This is a genomic window from Endobacterium cereale, from assembly GCF_009617585.1.
GTDB classification, from domain to species: domain Bacteria; phylum Pseudomonadota; class Alphaproteobacteria; order Rhizobiales; family Rhizobiaceae; genus Neorhizobium; species Neorhizobium cereale.
On the sequence record NZ_WIXI01000041.1, the window covers coordinates 137321 to 151159 of the forward strand.

Below are 13839 nucleotides of genomic sequence, written 5' to 3' on the forward strand. Positions count from 1 at the left end.
CAGCCACGCTTGGAACGCGCAGGCGAGATCTGCATCATAATAGCTTCCGAAATAAGCGTTTAATTTCATCCACTTATTGGATATGTGGTAATCTATATTATGGAACATTTGTAGTGCCAGGTGACCGCCGAGAAGTTGAGCAGGCATCGCTAAAACGATGCAAGGCGGAGGTCGCCAGCCATACTGGTCATGGTGTCACCCTCGATACTCGGCCGAGGTGATTGCCCTAATCGGCTTCCCACGGCTTGCGACAGTCTTTGCCTTTGCCGCGGCGGCGGAAACCGATCGGACGACATCTACGCTGTCCTATAATTGGCCCCTTTCATCGCGACGGACGTGGTAGCGTATCGACCAACTCACTCTTCGACATCTAAATTCTCCTTCGGTTGCAATAAGCGGGATTAATCGTGCGCCGCCGAAAAGATGCATCAAATCCAGAGGCTTGATTTGAATCTCACGGTTGCAGCCGAAAATTGAATCAAGCCATTGAAAATGATTCGTTTTTCGAATCGGAACCGAGTCGCGGATTACGTAGTTGAATCGCGTAGGTTGCGTTTTGTGTGAGGAGTTCGATATGGCCGGTCAGCGTGCTCAATGGAAAGGCTTCATCAAGTTCGGCGAGGTGTCGTGTGGGGTCGCGCTCTATACCGCCGCTTCAACTTCTGAGCGGATCACCTTCAACACCATCAACAAGGCAACCGGAAACCGCGTCAACCGCGTGTTCATCGACAGTGACACGGAAGAGGCAGTCCCGAAGGAAGCCCAGACCAAGGGCTTTGAGATCGAAAATGGTCAATACCTTATCATCGATCCTGACGAGGTGGCCGCCACCATTCCCGAAAGCAACAAGACGCTGGAGGTTGTAGCCTTTATTCCCTGCTCCGACGTCGATGATGTCTACTTCGACAAACCGTATTACCTCACCCCGGACAAGATGGGCGTGGATGCGTTCGCAGCGTTGAGAGATGGCATGCGCAAGTCCAAGGTTGCCGCGATCGCCAGGACCGTACTCTTTCGCCGGATGCGCACCGTTCTCATCCGTCCCTATGGCAAAGGCCTGATCGCCACCACACTGAACTACGATTACGAAGTTCGCTCCTCGAAGGGGGCCTTTGAGGACATGCCGAAGATCAAGGTCCAGGGCGAGATGCTTGATCTTGCCAAGCATATCATCTCGACGAAGAAGGGCGACTTCGATCCGGCTGCCTTCGATGACCGGTACGAGGCAGCGCTCGCCGAACTCGTCAAAGCCAAAATCGAGGGCAAGGCATTACCGAAGCGCAAAAAGGTCGAGGTATCGAAGCCGAACGATCTGCTTGCGGCACTGCGCGAAAGCGCCGGCCTCGGCAAAACCAAGGACGACAAACCAAAACGCACTGCAGCCAACGCCATTAAAGGTGCTGGCAGGCAGCGCGGCGCGCGCGGGGCGGCCAAGGGGTCCGCCGCTTCAAAAGCTGCCCCGCAGCGCAAAGCAGGGTGAGGGAACAAGATCATGGCGCTTCGCCCCTATTGGAAGGGTTATCTGAAACTTTCGCTCGTCACCTGCCCGGTCTCAATGATGCCGGCGACGTCGGAAGCTGAGAAAGTCCGGTTCCATACATTGAACAAGGAGACCGGCAATCGTGTTGTCTCACAGTACATCGACTCGGTGACCGGAAAGCCGGTGAAAGACGACAACGAGGCCAAGGGTTATGCTCGTGGCGAAAACGACTACGTCATCCTCACCGACGATGATCTCGATGACGTGGCACTCGACACGGTGAAGACCATCGACATCGAAAAGTTTGCACCCTCCGACAGTATCGAATGGGTGTACCTGGAAAAACCGCACTACCTGATGCCGGACGATCCCGTCGGACACGAGGCCTTTGCCGTGATCCGAGATGCGATGAGGGCCGACAAGGTCGTCGGAATCTCGAAGCTGGTGATCGGACGCCGCGAGCGAGCAGTCGTGCTTGAGCCACGCGACGACGGTATTGTGCTCTGGTCGCTTCGTTTTGGCGACGAGGTACGACCGGAGCAGAACTACTTCGAGGACATTGAAGCTGAAGCCGACAAAGAACTCATTCCCCTTGTCCAAAAGCTGATCCAGCAGAAGATGGCGCGGTGGTCACCAGACATGGTCACCGATCCTATCCAGGATGCACTGCTTAAACTGATCGCGCAGAAGAAAAAGCAGCTCAAGCCGAAGAAGACCACAAGGGGCAAAAAGGCGGAGGCTGCACCAGCCTCCAATGTCGTGAACATCATGGACGCGCTACGCAAAAGCGTTGAAGCGGATCTCAAAAAGAAGAAAGCAAGCTGATATGCGGGAAGAAACAGAGATCCATCTGTGCGAACCGGCACCATTTCTCTATTTCGAGGATGGGCAAATCGCCGTCACCGACGGATCGTCCGTGTGGCTGGTCATCGTCACCTGTGAAGCGATGAAGGCGACCGCCTCTCCTCCCGAAAAAACGCTACGGCGGCTTGTCCGCTACGCCGAATTTTATCGCGATCTTGCGGCAGCCAGCATTCGACAAGGTGAGGATGTGGATGGGAAAGTGTGGTTGCGCGAGAGCGATGTTATCGCCGCTCAAGCCTCACGTTGCGCCCCAGGCCAGACCACCCATACGTTGAATCGCGTTTGAGCGGTGAACCACATCCACTCCCGCGGACGCCGGACGGCCCGCTATATGGTCGTGCGGGGTCGGCTCTGGAGGCTCAGCAATCCTCAGCTTGCGGAACCCGAACGGCAAGCTCTGGTCAGTGAGTTGATGGATGCACGTAGGGCAGTTAAGGATGCCAAGGGCGACGTCGATAGCATCAAGCTTGCTCGCCAGCGCGTGGACGCCGCGAAGATCGGCCTCGGGGAACGTGGGCCCGTTTGGTGGACCGACGGCGAGCCGGACTATAATCGAAAACTCGCGAAAAACACGCTCTACCGCGATTGGTTTGGAAAATTGAGCGCTCCGCCTTAGGGTTTGGAACCGCTCGACGGGTTGGCGGGTGCCGCAAGGTTCTCGGGCTCGCCTTGCGCTGGCGCCGACACGGAAGACGTGGTCCGAGGATTTGTCGCTGGCCCGATGAGATAGCTTGTGGCAATGGCCGCGATCACGACGATGACAGCGGTCGCTCCAATGCGCGTCATCCGCTTGTTCGATCGGTTGTTATCACTCATCCTATCACAGTTATCCCTACCGCTGCTGGCACGTTGCTTCTGTCTTAACTTCCGGGCGATGGCTCGGCTGCCTCTGCGCCGGCCAGTCCGGTTTTTGGCTCGCCTTCGCAGGGCACTGTCTTGGCGCCGCCGCTCTTGTCTCCTTGCCGCTGCAAATCGCGCTCGATCGTCTCGCGCGAGCCTTCCGCAGGATCCTGCTCAGGATGGTCTTTTAGGTCGGTCATCTTCGGATCTCCTCTGTCTTTGCCGAACCCCTTCCACGGTGCAAAAGTTCCGCCACAGCACACTCAACCAATTCGTTGTTTTCAGTCCTTGACTGCCGGCTGGCAGACGACATTTCATGGACATGAACCGAATATTTCCGCCCACGACCGACCGGCATCCCGATCGATTTCTGCAGTGCCAGGAAGCGATGGCCGGCGCCTTTACTGATGTTGCCCTCCAGGCAGTCAAAGCCGGTTGGAATCCCGAAGAAGTTGCCTCGGCCCTGGTCGAACTGGCCGATCATATGATGCTCGGCATGATCGCCAACCGCGACCTCACTGAAGACCTATCAGTCCTCAGGAGACGATGACCGGATGTGTGGAAGGTTTACGTTTGAACATGAGTGGCCGGCCTTCCTCGATCTTTATGAATTGTCTGCTGAGGAACGCGGGCGAAATACGCAGGCTCGCTTCAATATCGCCCCGACACAGGATGTCCTGATCGTCCATAACAACGCCGACGGCCATCAGATGGCGGAGACCGCTCGCTGGTGGCTGGTGCCCTTCTGGGCGAAAGAACTACCGAAAGGCGCAATGTTCAACGCTCGTATTGAAACGATCGGGACGTCGCCAGCCTTTCGGGATGCCTTCAAGTCGAAACGATGTCTGATCCCGGCTGACGGCTTCTACGAATGGACCTTCAATCAGGACGACGGCAAAAAGGACCCGTGGCTGATCTACCAGCCGGGTGGCGCGCCTTTCTCTTTTGCCGGGCTGTGGGCACATAATGAGAAGCTCGGCATCACGAGCTGCACGATCGTCACCATGCCGGCGGGAGACCCGATGACCAGGCTGCACGACAGGCAACCGGCTATCCTCGATCCTGCGGCCTATCAGGAGTGGCTTAATCCCTCCACGAGCGGCGCACAGGCGAAAGAGCTTCTCCAAAAGCAGAACTTGGACGGAGCGCTGGAGTTTCATCGGGTTTCGCGAGACGTAAATTCCTCGCGGTTTCAAGGGAAACCCGACGTCAACCCGCTATAAGTGAGAACACAGGTTCGAATGCCGCAAGCCATCTCATAAAATGAAGATCGCGGCGGACAGGTAAAGGTGCTCGCCTGGCGTTTCGTTGCCCATCGAGAAATCGGAAAAACCGATGCGTTCACCATCTCAGTCGTGTCCGATTGGCACGCCGCAATCTCCGATTTCCTAACCGCACGGGGGTGGATAGGTTCCACCAACACTCCGCTCTCTCAATGAAAATTCCGGCTCTTCACTTTCAACGTGTCGATATGCAAATCCGGGATGAAGATGTCTCGAACCTTGTTCGTTGACGGCCGGTCACGGGCATCACCGCCGCCCGGCGAGCCGTGGGCGAACTCGTCACCGCGTCCGGTCGGATGCCTGAACTCGGCATCGCGGTCGGAAAGAGCGGCAAGATCTCCGGATAGATCCTCAAGCTGCCGTGCAATCAGATGCACGACATCACCCTCGCGCTGAATTTTCCCTTGGATTGCCATCATAGATGCTCCGAGAACCACGCGGCGGCGTTTTTCGAACAGCGACGGCCAGACGACGATGTTTGCAGGCCCGGTTTCGTCCTCGATGGTGATGAACATGACACCCTTCGCCGAACCGGGCTTCTGCCGAACGAGCACGAGACCGGCAACACAGAGCCAGCTCTTGTCGCGCGCATTCATCGCCTCAGTGCAGGTGACGATCCGGCGCGCTGTCAGGTCCCGGCGCAGAAACGACAGCGGATGGGCGCGCAGTGTCAGACCGAAATGCGCATAGTCCTCCACGACGTTATGCCCTTCCGTCATCTGACGCAGTGCGACCTCAGGTTCCTGCTGCTCGGCAACGGTCTTCATCTCACGTTCGGCGGCCGCAACGAACAGCGGAAGTGGCTCATCGCGCAGCGCCTTGATCGCCCAGAGAGCGTCACGGCGCTCAAGGCCGAACGCAGGCCGAAACGCATCGGCCTCTGCCAATTGAACCAGCGCCTCAGCCGGCACTTCCGATCTGCGCCAGACATCATCGACGCTTTCGAACGGGCGCTCGATACGGGCCGCCACGATACGGGCAGCATCGCGGACCGCCAGCCCCGCCACCTGGCGCATGCCGAGCCGAATGGCATGACGATCAGACCCGGATATTACCTCCAGCGTGCAGTCCCACCGTGAATGTTGAACCGAGATTGGCCGCACTTCCACGCCGTGCCTTTGCGCGTCGCCAATGATCTGCGCCGGCGCATAAAACCCCATGGGCAGCGAATTCATCAGCGCCGCGCCGAAGGCATCGGGAAAATGGCATTTGATGAAGCAGGATGCATAGGCGATCAGGGCAAACGATGCCGCGTGACTTTCCGGGAAACCGTAGGATCCAAAGCCCTCAAGCTGCTTGAACGTCTTTTCCGCAAACTCTCTGGAATAGCCATTGTTGACCATTCCCTCGATCAGCTTGGTCTGGAAGCGCGAGACGCCGCCCGTGAACTTGAAGGTCGCCATCGACTTGCGCAGTTGATCGGCTTCGCCGGCCGTAAAACCGGCACAGACCATGGCAACCTTCATCGCCGATTCCTGAAACAGAGGCACACCCAACGTCTTGCCGAGCACTTCTCTCAGCTCCTCGGTTGGATATTCCACCGGCTCTTTGCCTTCCCGGCGGCGCAGATAGGGATGCACCATGTCGCCCTGGATTGGTCCTGGCCGGACGATCGCCACCTGAACCACCAAGTCGTAAAACGTCCGCGGCTTGAGGCGCGGCAACATCGCCATCTGTGCCCGGCTTTCTACCTGGAAGGTACCAAGCGTATCGGCCTTGCGGATCATGGCATAGGTGGCGCTGTCCTCCTGCTTGACCCTGGCGAGATCCAGATCTTCTCCCTTATGGTCGCGGATCAGGTCGAAAGCCTTTTGCATGCAGGTCAGCATGCCAAGCGCGAGCACATCGACCTTCATCATCTTCAAAGCCTCGACGTCATCCTTGTCCCACTCGATGATCTGACGGTCTTCCATGGCAGCCGGTTCGATTGGAACAAGGTCATCCAGCCGCGAGCGTGTGAGGACAAAGCCACCGACATGCTGTCCAAGATGGCGCGGGGCTCCCATCAGCTCACGCGCAAGACGCAGGGTCATGACAAGGCGATAGTCGTCGGGGTTGAGGTTCAGCTCGCGCACATTGCGCTCGGTAATCTCTTCCGACCACGACCAAAGCCCTGATGACAGTGCCTTCGTAACATCCTCCGGCAGACCCATGGCCTTGCCGACATCCTTGATGGCGCCCTTTGCGCGGTAACGGATCACAGTGCACACAAGCGCTGCCCGCTCGCGGCCATAGGTTTTATAAATCCACTGAATCACCTCCTCACGGCGCTGGTGCTCGAAGTCGACGTCGATATCCGGAGGCTCATTGCGCTCTTTGGACACGAACCGCTCGAACAGCAGGTCGTTGGTCTCGGGATCGATGCTGGTAACGCCGAGAATATAGCAGATGGCGGAGTTCGCCGCTGACCCCCTGCCTTGACACAGGATGCCCTGGCTGCGCGCGAAACGGACGATGCTGTAGACGGTAAGGAAATATGGTGCGTAGTCCATCTCCTTGATGAGATCGAGCTCATGACGGACTGATCGCAACACTTTTTGGGGCAGTCCTTCGGGGTACCGGATCGGGATGCAGTCGCGGACGCACTGCTCCAGTGACTGCTGCGCGTCCAATCCTTCGACCAGCGCCTCCTCCGGATATTCGTAGGTCAGCTCCTCGAGCGAAAACCTGCACTGATTGACGATTTCCATCGTCCGCGCCAGCGCCTCCGGATACCTGGGGAATAGGCGCTCCATTTCCGCAGGCGGTTTCAGATAGCGATCGGCGAAACGTTCCCGATCAAAGCCGACACTGTCGATCGTAGTGCCGGTGCGAATGCAGGTGACGATATCCTGCAGCTGCCGGCGTGACGGCTCATGAAACAACACGTCGTTGGTCACGACCGTCTTCGCGTTGAACCGTGTTGCCATGTTCGACAGATCGTGCAGCCGCAGCTGATCATTTGGCCGGCGGCGCAGGCAAAGCGAGAGGTAGGCGCGGCGTCCAAAGATCTCCGTCATTTTGCGGAGTTGGACGGCGCAGGCATCATCTGCGAGATCGGGAACGAGGATGCCGATCAGGCCATCGGAATAGAGGGCCACATCGTCCAGATGCAGAATGCAGTTGTTCTTGCCGCCCCTGCTCTTGCCCAGCGTGATGAGCCGGGTCAGGCGGGAATAGGCCGCTTTGTCGGTCGGGTAGACAAGAATCGACATGCCGTCCTGCAGATCCAGCCGACAACCGACAACGAGACGCAGACCCGTGTCCCGCGATGCCTCGAGCGCGCGCACGATACCTGCTAGGGAATTACGGTCCACCACACCAAGCGCCTCAATACCGAGTTCCTTGGCTGCCACGAACAGCTCTTGCGCAGATGATGCTCCCCGAAGGAAGCTGAAATGGCTCGTGACCTGGAGTTCCGCGTATTTCATGCAAAAATCCCATGCATGAACCATTTGTGCGATCCCGTTTGCGGATCCACTCCGTCGCCGGAACGAAAGATCCAGAAGCGCTCGCCATCGTCGTTTTCGATGACGAAATAATCGCGGACGGCATCCAACTCGTTCGGTCGCCTCCACCACTCGCCAAAAATGCGTTCCGGGCCATCGGCGCGCTTCACCCGGTGACGTTTGCCCCGCCAAGTGATGGTGGCGGGAGGATAGTCCGGCATCATCGCAATCGCCTGGATCTGCTCAGGCCGATCGAACAAACGCACCGGCCGCCGCCAATGACCGACCCAGGTTTCGTCGACGGCCTCCGCGACGGCCGAGATCCGTTGGACACTGCGTTCCGGCACGTCGGAGGCATACGGCGCCATGCAGTACACACGCTGGCCCCGGTTTCCAAAGATATCGATCAACGGGGTGATGTCGCTGGTCTCTTCCTCGACAAGTGATGAGACCTTCTGTTCCTCAACGAGCGGCTCGGCCGATACGGCGACGAGCACGAGTTTTTCAATCCCGAAGCCTGGCTCAATCTTTTCCGTGCGATCTTTGAAGAGCTTGGTCAGCCAGGCGACATCGCGGGCGGGCTTGGCAGTGCCCGCCCGGATAGCCTTGAGGGTATTATCGACCTTATGGACGACCAAATCGGTGCGCCGCGCGCCAAGGCCGCGCTTTTCCAGCTCAGCGACAAGCTGAACGACAAGCCTGCCGACATATTTGTCGATCGTCTCGGCAGCCCCGATCGGCTCCTGAAACGATCGGGATACCTCGACGAGGTCAGCGGTCCGGATCGGATCGATGGGTTCATTCATGCGGGCGAACATCTGGTCGAGGCGGCGACCGACTTCAGGCCCGAAGCGGAGCGCAAGCGGCGCTCTCGGTGCCGCAGACAGTTCGCCGATAGACTGGAAGCCGAGGATCCTCAGATCCTGAACGACCTTTGCCGGCAAACGTAAGAGCGAGATCGGCAGTTTTTCGACGGCGCGCACGATCTCGCCGCGTGGCACGATGACCGTATCTCGATTGATAGCGCGCACACAGGCATGCGCGGCACCCCACGTGTCGGCGATCGCGACCCTGGCAGTGAGCTTCCTGGCGCGGAACAGATTAACGATGCCGGTAATCATCGGCATCTCGCCCCCCTGCAGATGATCGGCGCCTTCGGTATCGAGAACGAGACCGTCGATGCCATCAACCGCGACGATCGGAGAATAATGTCCGAGTGCCCATAAACCGAGGCGATCCAGTGCCAGGGCATCCGCGACGGGGTCAGCATCGACCAGCATCAAACCTTGGAAAATAGCCTGCGCCTTTGCCGCCGGCATTCCCACGCGCACGCCGATCCTTTTAGCGGATGCGTCGGCGGATGACACCCAGCGTTTTGCCCCGCTCCTGGCGATAACAGCGATCGGCTGCTCATCCGGAATAGCGGGATCGTCCCGTCTGATCCTGTCGGTCGGCAGATCCGGTAGAAATATCGATACGACCCTGGCCATCACACGCTCCGACGTAAAACTCAGCACACTCGCCTGCACGCGATCTCATCAATTCCAAAAACCATCGCGGGCGGCCGACGCCTGGCACCGGCAGCTCCTGCGATGGCAAGACACTCACCCTCCAGCGTGTCGTCGACGCCGTCGGCTGACCAAAATCATTGGCCTCCGTCTGTCGTCGCCATCGGCGCACGGCGAGAGCAATGGTGCCGGTTTTCTCTGCAACGAGCTGGAGCCTGCGGCTCACCACCATCGGCAACCGCACCATCTCGCCGATAACGGCGCCACAGCCGCCATAGGAGATGGCTTCCTCCATATTGCCGGCAACATCTTCCTCCTGATCGGACTCGACGAAGATCACCCGCTTGGGAAGCAGGCCGACCTGAGCCAGCGCCGGAAAGAACAGATCCGGTCGTGTCAGACACCAGACGATCGGCCCCTTGGTCCGTGCTGCGATACCGGCGGCAAACAACGCGGCTGCTGCGCCATCGACAGTTCCAGACCCGCCGCCTGCGAATTCATGCAGGGCACCATGGGCCAGTCCACCGCCGGGTAGGATGGCATCGATTTCCGCAACGCCAAATGGAAGATGGCCGGACTTTCGGGCGCTCTCCCCCTCAATCGAAGAAATGCGGTCACGCAGATCTGCCAGGACTTGGGTGCGGACAGCCGACATCGTTCGCGGAATCCTTCCGGTTCGCGGTGGTTGGAAAGGACAGCCTCATGCCGCCAAAACACTTGATGTTCCGTATCTGTTCCGTTACCGAGAAAGAGTCAAGCGGGTCAAAAATAGGAATACAGTCTCATAATTTTAGCAGGTTCGAGGATTCTCTCTGTGGAATCAGAACGCTAGGATTGGCCGCAAGGGGGATAAAGGTTGAAAGAAAAAATTTTGAATGCGGTTTCAGCTTTGAGCTTGGACGGGCAGCACAGGTGAAACACGACAGGCCAGCGGTTTTCGAGCTCACCACGACCCTCAGAGAGGTGAAGGTTCCCATCATCACGATAGAATGCCGGGCCTGCGGGCGCTCAGATGCCCTACAGCGTAAAATCCTCGTTCGCAAACATGGTGCCGGAATGACGTTCGCGCGGCTGCGCCGGATGGCGGCGATGGGCTGCGATCGCCTGAATGGCGAACGGGGTGACCGATGCCAAACACGGTTTCCCTGTCTTGAAGCGGTAACCGATTAGTTGGGCGCACGGACTACCGGTAAGTCAACAGCGGCGAGGTAAGCGCTCAGCGCAACTCTGACATTTAAATCTCGCTCTACTAATAAACGGAATATGATCCTATTTAAGAATAGTCGTCCGCATTGGTGATGTGTCTGCGGAGCCAACCCTCAAATATCGGAAAATTGCTTTGCTGCCAGGGATGACAGAAGAAGAAGGTCTGCGCTTGTTTGAACGCATTGGTGCGACCGCGATAGCCAATCAGGCGATTCTCAAATGCAAAATTGCTGGTTTCCCACTGACCGTGGACAATGTGATCCTGTTCGTCGGGGACTTTGTTGATCCCACAAGAGGCGCGTGTGCCAATCTCGTTGAGATGATCGGGCTGGCAATTGAAGAGGTCATCGACTGTCGTGACCTTATCGAACGTTCCGCGAGCATCGAATGACGACCGTCTTGTTGCGCATCAAGGAACCACTCCGCCGAGGCTAGCCAAACCACCTCTGCCTCGTCCACATCTCTCGTTGCGACGCAAACTTTGGCATCCTGCGCGTTACATCCGGTCTCCGCTATAGGTATAGTCGCTCGCGAAGCCACGCATTTTCCTTGCGGAGTTTGGCGGCCAGCATCGTCTTCAGAAAGCGGTTCTCTGCCTCTAACTGCTCAAGATCATCCGGTTCAGTATCGTGCTCAACCGGTGTGTTATTGCCAGTTTTTGGAAGAGGCCGGATTTCAACTGCTCGTCGCCCTTTTGATGTTTTCCTCGGCTTACGCGCCTGCAGTTCCGGCGCTGCATGGTCGGCGATCTCTCGCGCATCATTCTCATCCGGCGTTTTGCCGACATCGTCGGTGGCTGTATCCTCATACTGAGAGGGTTCTCCCACTTCGACGCCTGTCGAGATCGGGGCATGATGATCGAGGATGCTGATCGCCGGTGCCGGCCCTTCCGGCGGCTTGGCATGCTCACTCTCCACTGTCTTCGCATCGCCGGATAACTCGTCCGGCAAAACTGTTTCAACATCGCGAGCCACGGACTTCAGATCCAGATCGCCCCAGATGGAGCTCGGTGCCTTGGCTTCGGTTTTGCGACGGCCGGATTTGTATTCGATGACGAAATTTCGCTGAGGCTTTTTCATTGCTGCTGCTGGAGACCTTAAGACGCGACATGACCGCTGTATTGGGGTGACGTCAGATATCTACATCAACATCCTCGAGTATCAAAATTGCGCCGATGGTTCCTTTGTCAGCGCGCGAAAAAATCGAAGTGCTTGGATATCTTGAGGATGCCAATTTCATCTACGGCTAGGCCAGCCTTGTCGTAGAGCGGTTGATGTAATCGACCAAAGGACGCGCTGCCACAAAAGACCTCACGATTTCTTCCACGAGATGCGCAGATATCAGTAAGTCGTCCGGAATCGTTCGGCACGCTCCGAAGTGCCTTAGATTAAAGAAATCGAGCGCGTCATGGTTTTTGACATAGCCTTTAGAGGTCATGTCTCGGCCATCACTCAGGCCGTTTGGAAAATATTTCCTGAATTCCGGGCCTTCCACGATCGCTCGCCATTTTCCGGTATGGCTCGCAATAGTCTGCATCAAAATACGGGCGAGCCTCGGTGGCGGTATCAGCGCGCCGCCTCCGCTAAACGAACCTTGCGGCGCAAGTTTAACGAAGTACGTTGCAGCGGCATTTTTCAGTGGCGAGACGCGAAAGGTGATCGCACCATAGCCCTTAGGCATTGAGGGTGAGAGGCACTTTCGCGGATCCGGGTTAGCGTCTCGAATGCGGCTATCGACTGCGCCGGCATCTGCGATCAGCCGCGCTGCAAATTCGACCAGGTTGCTCCGCGCAAGCGCGAGTTGGCCGCGGTTTTCTTGCAGCCAGTCATGTTCGGAATTTCGTGCTGCCTGCGACAGAAAATCCAGTGTAACTGCGTCGATCATTACCGTCCCTGAACCAAATACCCGATGATCCATTTGAACAAAATAAGAACAAAAATAAGGCAATGGGAGGCGGATCATGTAAGGAAAAAGCCGCGCCTCGGCGGCGGGAGTTGTCGCTTCTTCTTTGCAGCGTCATAGGGGCCCGGTAGAGGGTAGATGCCCACTTTCGAGAGATTGTTCAGGTGACCGTGTTGCTCCGTGGCTCTCGGTGACGCCGCCTGCTTTACGCGAGTGTCCACGAGTTTCGGGGAATAGGACTGCGTCGACGGCCCCTAAGCTTTCGACCAGATCGCCGCTAGCCATCCATAACGCCGGTTGGGTCGACTCGGGGGCCATATGAGAGTATGCTCAGATTATCGTCGGCCATTTACACGTAGGCGTCGACGACTGCGAGTTTTCCACGTGCTCCCGCCTGCTGAACGCAAAGGAGGAGCCGTGGTGTTCCCCAATGCTTATGCAACGCCATCGCACTGCCACTTAAGGCCACTTCTGAAACGCTGGGCGTCCCATTATACGACGGATAACGCGCGTAGCGATATGCTCGTTGAAATGACTATTTCAGCAGCGATTGATGGGCCACTCCTAGAATTTGATGAGCCGATTGAAGAGGCGCTATGCCACCTCATGCATCGGCTTGCCTTGAGAGAGTTTAACCTTCCAAGAGACACCCCTGCACTTTATGAAATCGAGGAGAAAGTGGAATGACGGATCCGGCCAATGTCCAAGCTCTGAAACCAGAGATGGATGCTCTATGGGGGCAACTGAACTCTTATGCGGTTCGCTATCATCTGTCAGGAGCGGAAAGAGACCGTCTTGTGGAACATACGTTTATCGAACTGGCGAACGAGCCGGAGACCATTCCCGAAAAGCCGGTTGAACAGGCAATCGCTGAGACGATGCACCGCGTGTTCATGAGCGGAAAGTCTGCTCACTAACGGCATCGGCGATTACACTTCAAATGCCGCCGGAACGTTTTATTGCGAAACGGGTTCTCCAAAAAAATGGAGGACTGCATGCCCAAATACTACTTTGACGTCGAAAACGGTCATGGACACGAAAGCGACGACATTGGTTCCGAACATCAAACTTTGGAGAGTGTGGGCCTGCACATCGGAAAAATCCTGACCGACATCGCCCGTGATGAAATTCCGGGGACTCACAGCGCTAGGATCATCGTCAGGGCGCGTGACGAGCAAGGCAACCATGTCGGCAAGGGTCGCCTTTCATTCGAAACCGAATGGTGAAATTACGTCTGCTCCCACGCATCAAGGAAGGCGTGTGAGGCTATGACTTGCGCAGAATAGCGATCTGCGTCCTCATTTCCCGTTCCAGCGATCGAGCCCCTG

The 13839-nt window shown here is 57.2% G+C and carries 15 protein-coding genes; 9 read left to right on the forward strand and 6 right to left on the reverse strand.

Features of this window, described 5'->3' with window-relative positions; genetic code table 11:
• Nucleotides 1–574: 574 nt before the first annotated feature.
• From ku (GAO09_RS10920) to GAO09_RS10930, 3 genes are read left to right on the forward strand one after another with little or no spacing between them, the layout of a single operon-like run.
• On the forward strand, nt 575–1480 hold the full coding sequence (gene ku / locus GAO09_RS10920) for a non-homologous end joining protein Ku (RefSeq protein WP_153354042.1): 906 nt from the start codon (nt 575–577) through the stop codon (nt 1478–1480).
• Between the two features lie 12 nt (nt 1481–1492).
• Nucleotides 1493–2305 carry a non-homologous end joining protein Ku gene (gene ku, locus GAO09_RS10925; RefSeq protein WP_153354043.1) on the forward strand — a complete coding sequence of 271 codons (813 nt, stop codon included), beginning with the start codon at nt 1493–1495 and terminating at the stop codon, nt 2303–2305.
• Nucleotide 2306: 1 nt separating this feature from the next.
• On the forward strand, nt 2307–2630 hold the full coding sequence (locus GAO09_RS10930; protein ID WP_209018688.1) for a hypothetical protein: 324 nt from the start codon (nt 2307–2309) through the stop codon (nt 2628–2630).
• Between the two features lie 574 nt (nt 2631–3204).
• Here the strand turns inward: GAO09_RS10930 and GAO09_RS10935 are convergent.
• A complete protein-coding gene (locus GAO09_RS10935) occupies nt 3205–3384 on the reverse strand; it encodes a hypothetical protein (protein ID WP_153354045.1) in 180 nt (59 codons plus the stop codon).
• Nucleotides 3385–3500: 116 nt separating this feature from the next.
• On the opposite strand from GAO09_RS10935, the gene GAO09_RS10940 reads away from it, so the two are divergent.
• Nucleotides 3501–3734 (forward strand): hypothetical protein, encoded by a 234-nt coding sequence (locus tag GAO09_RS10940; protein ID WP_153354046.1) that lies wholly within the window; start codon nt 3501–3503, stop codon nt 3732–3734.
• Between the two features lie 4 nt (nt 3735–3738).
• Nucleotides 3739–4407, forward strand: a complete 669-nt coding sequence (locus GAO09_RS10945; protein WP_153354047.1) for an SOS response-associated peptidase — start codon at nt 3739–3741, stop codon at nt 4405–4407.
• Nucleotides 4408–4616: 209 nt separating this feature from the next.
• On the opposite strand, the gene GAO09_RS10950 is transcribed toward GAO09_RS10945, so the two are convergent.
• The 3 genes from GAO09_RS10950 to GAO09_RS10960 are packed head-to-tail and all read right to left on the reverse strand — an operon-like array spanning nt 4617 to nt 10058.
• On the reverse strand, nt 4617–7877 hold the full coding sequence (locus GAO09_RS10950) for an error-prone DNA polymerase (protein ID WP_153354048.1): 3261 nt from the start codon (nt 7875–7877) through the stop codon (nt 4617–4619).
• The gene (locus tag GAO09_RS10955) at nt 7874–9385 is read right to left on the reverse strand and encodes a Y-family DNA polymerase (protein WP_153354049.1); all 1512 of its coding nucleotides are present in this window, start codon (nt 9383–9385) and stop codon (nt 7874–7876) included. Before GAO09_RS10955 ends, GAO09_RS10950 begins: the two co-directional genes overlap by 4 nt.
• Nucleotides 9306–10058 (reverse strand): ImuA family protein, encoded by a 753-nt coding sequence (locus tag GAO09_RS10960; RefSeq protein WP_153354050.1) that lies wholly within the window; start codon nt 10056–10058, stop codon nt 9306–9308. Before GAO09_RS10960 ends, GAO09_RS10955 begins: the two co-directional genes overlap by 80 nt.
• A 696-nt stretch (nt 10059–10754) precedes the next feature.
• On the opposite strand from GAO09_RS10960, the gene GAO09_RS10965 reads away from it, so the two are divergent.
• Nucleotides 10755–11000: a hypothetical protein gene (locus GAO09_RS10965; RefSeq protein ID WP_153354051.1), complete on the forward strand. Its 246-nt coding sequence runs from the start codon at nt 10755–10757 to the stop codon at nt 10998–11000.
• Nucleotides 11001–11121: 121 nt separating this feature from the next.
• On the opposite strand, the gene GAO09_RS10970 is transcribed toward GAO09_RS10965, so the two are convergent.
• Nucleotides 11122–11688, reverse strand: a complete 567-nt coding sequence (locus tag GAO09_RS10970) for a hypothetical protein (RefSeq protein WP_153354052.1) — start codon at nt 11686–11688, stop codon at nt 11122–11124.
• Between the two features lie 166 nt (nt 11689–11854).
• Nucleotides 11855–12493: a DUF2461 family protein gene (locus GAO09_RS10975; protein WP_209018689.1), complete on the reverse strand. Its 639-nt coding sequence runs from the start codon at nt 12491–12493 to the stop codon at nt 11855–11857.
• Between the two features lie 438 nt (nt 12494–12931).
• Between GAO09_RS10975 and GAO09_RS10980 the strand changes: the two genes are divergently transcribed.
• The 3 genes from GAO09_RS10980 (at nt 12932) to GAO09_RS10990 (ending at nt 13737) form a co-directional block, all read left to right on the forward strand.
• Nucleotides 12932–13198 carry a hypothetical protein gene (locus tag GAO09_RS10980; RefSeq protein WP_153354054.1) on the forward strand — a complete coding sequence of 89 codons (267 nt, stop codon included), beginning with the start codon at nt 12932–12934 and terminating at the stop codon, nt 13196–13198.
• Complete coding sequence (locus GAO09_RS10985) at nt 13195–13428, forward strand: hypothetical protein (RefSeq protein ID WP_153354055.1); 234 nt, start codon at nt 13195–13197, stop codon at nt 13426–13428. The genes GAO09_RS10980 and GAO09_RS10985 overlap by 4 nt, the downstream gene beginning before the upstream one ends.
• 78 nt (nt 13429–13506) lie before the next feature.
• Complete coding sequence (locus GAO09_RS10990; RefSeq protein WP_153354056.1) at nt 13507–13737, forward strand: DUF6894 family protein; 231 nt, start codon at nt 13507–13509, stop codon at nt 13735–13737.
• Nucleotides 13738–13839 lie beyond the last annotated feature (102 nt).

Coding starts and splice junctions, on each gene's coding strand:
- ku (WP_153354042.1), top strand. CDS start 575: ATGGCCGGTCAGCGTGCTCAATGGAAAGGCTTCATCAAGTTCGGCGAG.
- ku (WP_153354043.1), top strand. CDS start 1,493: ATGGCGCTTCGCCCCTATTGGAAGGGTTATCTGAAACTTTCGCTCGTC.
- GAO09_RS10930 (WP_209018688.1), top strand. CDS start 2,307: ATGCGGGAAGAAACAGAGATCCATCTGTGCGAACCGGCACCATTTCTC.
- GAO09_RS10935 (WP_153354045.1), bottom strand. CDS start 3,384: ATGACCGACCTAAAAGACCATCCTGAGCAGGATCCTGCGGAAGGCTCG.
- GAO09_RS10940 (WP_153354046.1), top strand. CDS start 3,501: ATGGACATGAACCGAATATTTCCGCCCACGACCGACCGGCATCCCGAT.
- GAO09_RS10945 (WP_153354047.1), top strand. CDS start 3,739: ATGTGTGGAAGGTTTACGTTTGAACATGAGTGGCCGGCCTTCCTCGAT.
- GAO09_RS10950 (WP_153354048.1), bottom strand. CDS start 7,877: ATGAAATACGCGGAACTCCAGGTCACGAGCCATTTCAGCTTCCTTCGG.
- GAO09_RS10955 (WP_153354049.1), bottom strand. CDS start 9,385: ATGGCCAGGGTCGTATCGATATTTCTACCGGATCTGCCGACCGACAGG.
- GAO09_RS10960 (WP_153354050.1), bottom strand. CDS start 10,058: ATGTCGGCTGTCCGCACCCAAGTCCTGGCAGATCTGCGTGACCGCATT.
- GAO09_RS10965 (WP_153354051.1), top strand. CDS start 10,755: ATGACAGAAGAAGAAGGTCTGCGCTTGTTTGAACGCATTGGTGCGACC.
- GAO09_RS10970 (WP_153354052.1), bottom strand. CDS start 11,688: ATGAAAAAGCCTCAGCGAAATTTCGTCATCGAATACAAATCCGGCCGT.
- GAO09_RS10975 (WP_209018689.1), bottom strand. CDS start 12,493: ATGATCGACGCAGTTACACTGGATTTTCTGTCGCAGGCAGCACGAAAT.
- GAO09_RS10985 (WP_153354055.1), top strand. CDS start 13,195: ATGACGGATCCGGCCAATGTCCAAGCTCTGAAACCAGAGATGGATGCT.
- GAO09_RS10990 (WP_153354056.1), top strand. CDS start 13,507: ATGCCCAAATACTACTTTGACGTCGAAAACGGTCATGGACACGAAAGC.